General features: G+C 37.1%; 1 protein-coding gene. It reads left to right on the top strand.

All coding sequences use genetic code 11. The features are described 5' to 3' along the window. A partial coding sequence (locus CDOM15925_RS09865; protein WP_169943236.1) for a hypothetical protein occupies positions 1–5,391 on the top strand: 5,391 nt, incomplete at both ends.

The raw sequence follows: 5,391 nt of genomic DNA, 5'->3' as shown, positions 1-5,391 counted from the left end.
TGCGCCAAAAGTTGAGTTTATAGATGACGGCAACAATGACGGAAGATTGAGTAATGAAGAAGCAGGAGTAGATAAAACAACGACGCCGGTTAAAATAATTGTTACGCCCGACACTAAAATAGGAGATACTTTAGAAATTGTTATCACAAAACCGGACGGCTCTACAGAAAACCAACAAGTAGTTATAACTCAAGAGATTATAGACAACGGTTATACCATAAATGATATTCCTGTAGAAGATGGTAAGCTTTCAAAAGTTGATGCTGTTATTAAATATCAAACGGGCAATACAAGTAGCACAGGTAGCGATCAAATAACTACCGATTTAACTCCACCTCCTGCACCAAAAGTTGAGTTTATTGAAGATAAAATAAATCCTGATACCGGAAAAGACGACGGACTACTAAGTAAAGACGAGTTAAACGGTAAAACAACAACTCCTGTTAAGATAACTGTTCCACCTGAAGCTGAAATAGGAGATACTTTAGAAATTGTTATCACAAAACCGGACGGCTCTACTGAAAATCAAAAAGTAGTCATAACTCAAGAGATTATAGATAATGGCCATACTATAAATAATATCCCTGTAAAAGACGGTGAAATTTCAAAAGTAGAAGCTACTATCAAAGATAAAGCCGGTAATGAAAGCCCAAAAGGAAGCGATGAAGTAACTACCGATACAACCCCAACTCCTGCACCGAAAGTTGAATTTGTTGAAGACAAGATAAATCCTAAAACAGGAAAAGATGACGGACTATTAAGCAAAGACGAGTTAAACGGTAAGACTACAACGCCTGTAAAAATCACTATTCCGGACGAGACGAACATCGGAGATACTTTAACTATCACTGTTAAAAAACCTAACGGCGATACTGACATTATAAAAGTTCCTATCCCAAATCAGGCATTTCTCGATGACTTAAAAGACAACGGATACACTATCAATGAAGTTCCTGTGGAAGACGGGAAGATATCAAGAGTAGAAGCTACTATTACGGACAAGGCAGGCAATATAAGTCCAAAAGGAAGCGATGAAGTAACTACCGATACAACCCCAACTCCTGCACCAACAGTTGAATTTACAAAAGATGGTGATAATGATGGAGTATTAGATGAAAAAGAGTTAGGTGCAACTAAAAATGAAACTCCTGCAGTAGTAAAAGTTCCTGAAGAGACAAAGGTTGGTGATACGTTAAATATAACGGTTACAAATCCTGACGGTACAAGCAGGACTATAAAAGTGGAAATTTCGGATGAAGCTACTTTAACTAAACTTAAAACTAAAGGTCATGAAATAGATAATGTTCCTGTGGCTGATGGAAAAACATCTAAAGTAGAGGCTACCATCACCGACAAGGCAGGCAATATAAGTCCAGAGGGAAGCGATCAAGTAACTGTGGATATTTCAGCTAAGGAGTTAAAGGTTATTTTTTCTGAGGATGGTAGCAATGCAGGCAATGCTGATCCTAAGCTAAATAATGATGGAGTGCTAAATAGATTTGAGAACTCTAAAGACGGTAACCAAAATTCTACAAAAGTTAAAGTTATAATCCCTGATGATGCAAAAATAGGTGATAAGTTAAATGTAAAAGTGTACGATAAAGCGGGCTTGGTAGTTAAGGAGATTAAAGATCACCCGATAGACAAGACTATACTTGACAATAAATTTTATGAATTTGATACTCCTGTAAAAAATGGTGAAATTTATGAAGCAAAAGGTACTATTACTGACAAACATGGCAATGTAAGTAAAGAAGCAAGTGACAAGATAGAGGTAAATTTAACTCCACCGCCACCACCAAAAGTTGTGTTTGTAGAAGATGTTGTTGCCCCTGGCGCCACAGAAGATGATAAAAAGCTATCTTACGCTGAAAACAATAGCGATGGCGAACAAAGCAAGACAACCGTAAATGTAAAAGTTCCGCAAGACAGTGAAGTGGATACTTCGCAACACAATGTAGTTAAAGTGGGAGATATATTAGATATAGCTGTTTATAGAAACAATCGTGTTATAGATACAAAATCAATTAAGATTGCAGACGAAGCTATGCTAAAAGACCTTCAAGACAATGGTTATAAGGTAGTAATTGATAAGCTAGCCAACAGTAGCACCTATGAAGTAAAAGCAACTATAAGAAATAGCGTGGGCAGTGTTAGCGATGAGGCTTCGGATATAACTACCGTGATGATCGCTCCTGTAGTTATATTCACTGAAGATATAAACAATGATAGAATTTTAACAGTTCATGAAAATTATAAAGATAATAATCTTAAAAATACAAAAGTTGAGATAAGAATACCTGTAGGTGCAGTAGCCGGAGATAAGTTAGTCTTGTCTTATACCAACATTGATAAGCCAAATGAACTTAAGATTAAAGAGCTTATCCTAGAAGATACTCATATAACAGATGCCAAGATTTTTACAGATGTACCTATACTTCCGGGTGTTAGATCGGAAATTTCTGCTATATTAAAAGACGGTATTACCGATACTCAAAAAAGCGGAAATTCTAATATAGATAGAGTTACACCTGAACTAAGAGATCTTGATGTAAAATTTGATGAGATAAAAACTCTTGATGTATTAACCAGACAAGAGGCTATATCTGACGGAGAGATAAACAAAACCGATGCAACTGTAACTATACCTAATAACGTAAGAACGGGAGATAAGCTAATCTTAACCGTTAAAGAACCTGACAAGCCTGAACGCGATATAGAGTATACTATAACAGTTAATGAAAATACCGGAAAAATATCATCTATAACAGGTGGCGGAGTAGGTGAAGCTTTAGTTCCTGATCTAAAAGATCCTTTTGTCTTTAAGCTAGAGAATCTTGCTATGAAGCCAAGAGAGGCTGATAATCTTGATCCGAAAAATCCAAGTGTAAATGACACCACGATATCGGCTAAGATTGATTATCAAAATAGTTCAACTCCGGAGCAAAAAACAGATACTAAAACTATTGGACTAGAGCCTTTGAAAACTCCGGAAGTTATATTTGACGAGGCAAAAGGCGCTAATGTAACAAGCAGGACAAATGCAGTTTCCGATAAAGAGCTGTTTGACACTCCGGTAACTATAAAAATTCCAAAAAATGCAGTAACAGGAGATAAATTAACTGTAACCATTAAAGAGCCGCAAGAGAATGCAGCTGATAAAGTAACTATCAAAGAATATACTATACATAAAGATGAAAATAATGGCAAAGTAACTATAACCGAAAAAGGCGGAGCTAAAGTAGAGATGACTACTAACAATAGCTTCCAGATAAAGGGACTTGATACTCTTCCCGGTAAAAAGACTATAGTTACGGCTGAAATAACAGATGCATTCGGTTCAGCTTCAGCTACAAGCGAAAATACTTTAGCAGATCTAAACGAAATGGCGGTATATTTTGATGAAGATGTCAATAAAAATACAATCATGTCTAGAGCTGAAGCTACGGAAGATAGAGATTTGATTAAAACTGCCGTTAATGTAAAAATTCCAAGCAATGTTGTAACCGGAGATACTGTTACGGTAACAATTAAAGATGATCCAAGCTTTAAAAAGGTTTATAGCATCGAAAGAGATGCGGATGGAAATATAACTGTCAAAGATAGCGGCGGACAACCGGTTGAAATTTCTAACGGCATAATCAAAGTAGATGGCGTGCCTATGAGTACTAGCAAAGATACTATCGTTGAAGCTATCACGCAAGATAGTAGAGGTATAGGCAAGGCGGAAGCTAAGAATAACAGCATACTGGAAAAACTATATGACGATATGGCTATTAAATTTGATGAGGATACTAGCAAAAACGGAATTTTATCTCCAAATGAAAATTTAAGCGATCCTGATAAGACTACTATAAGTGTAAGAATTCCAAGTAATGCCGTAGATGGAGATAAGCTTGACTTGATCGTCACTCAAGGAGGTGCAAGTAGCACTCAGTCATATACTATCAAGAAGGATGCAGACGGCAATATTGCCCTTCAAAGCCCAAATGGTTCTATTGATGTATCCAATAATATAGCTAAGATAGAAATTCCTATCGCTGAAGGCAAGGTTGATGTTAAAGCCGAAGTTACTAATGTTGGTGATAAAGAAAATAAAGTTAGCGCTTTAGGAAGCTTAGAGGTAACAGGAACAGGATCGGGCGTTAGAAAGATGCGTGTCATATTTGACGAAGATAGCGATAGTAAAGACGGCAAGCTAACTAGAGAAGAGGCTATGCAGGATAAAGATCTGCACATCACTACGGCCAGAGTTACAATCCCTAGCAATGTTGAAGCGGGTGACAAGGTAGAAATCACTATTAAACATGGAGATGGAACAAGTGAGCCTAGAGTATATACTATCGTAAGCAACGATAACGGCACTATAACCGTTCAAGATAAAGACGGAAAAAATGTTCCCGTAGATAGTGACGGCAGTATAAAGATAGATGGTATAAAAATGGTTGACGGTAAAACATCTACTCTTGAAGCTAAAGTGGAAGGCAAGGACTCTGCTGAAGGTTCTTTAGAGTTAGCTCGTATCACGCAAGAGCTTACCGTTTCTTTTGATGAGGATAACGCTAGTAGAAATGGTATATTAAGCAGAGATGAGAGTATGAGTGATGATAAAGCCTTGCATACAACAGTGGCAAGAGTAACGATACCAAGAGATGTTGTTAATGGTGATAAAGTAGTAGTTACTATCACAGAGCCTCAGGCTGACGGCTCATTTGCTTCAAGAACTCAGGAATTTACTATCGGAGAAGTTATGGTTCAGGATAACACGATCAAAATTCCTGGCGTGGTGGTTCAAGAAGGTCAAACAACATCCGTAGAGGCTAAAATTCAAGATAAAGCAGGAAATGTTATCATTGATCCTAAAAAAGCTGAAATCGGACTAGAAACTATAAAAGGCAAAGAACTAGAGGTCGTATTTGATGAAGATGCTAGCAATGATAAAATTATGAGTAGAGATGAGGCTATGAAAGATGGAACATTTAACTCTACCACTGTAAGTATCAATCTGCCAAGCAACGTAGTAACAGGCGATAAGTTAAAATTAACTATCTCTGAACCGGGTAAAGCCGAGGTTGTAAAAGAGCTTACTATCAATAAAGATGATAGCGGAAAGATAACTCTTAGCGGCGATTTGTCAGGTCTAAATGTAAGATACGAAGGCACCAGTATCAAACTTGACAATATTAATATGACCGAGAAAAAAGAGACTTCTGTAAAAGCAGAACTTACAAATAAATTTGGTCAAGATGGCTCAAGCAGTGAAGATAGCGCTAAGCTACTAGATATGCAAGATATCAAATTTATGGAATACACAGAAGGCAGTGTAAGTAAAGATGGAGCTATCGAGATAAGTCGCAACCAAAACAAATCAGATAAGGATATCAGCTCTAC

The organism is Campylobacter sp. RM15925 (genome assembly GCF_012978775.1).
Taxonomy (GTDB): domain Bacteria; phylum Campylobacterota; class Campylobacteria; order Campylobacterales; family Campylobacteraceae; genus Campylobacter_A; species Campylobacter_A canis.
This window is presented reverse-complemented; position numbering and strand designations above follow the sequence as displayed.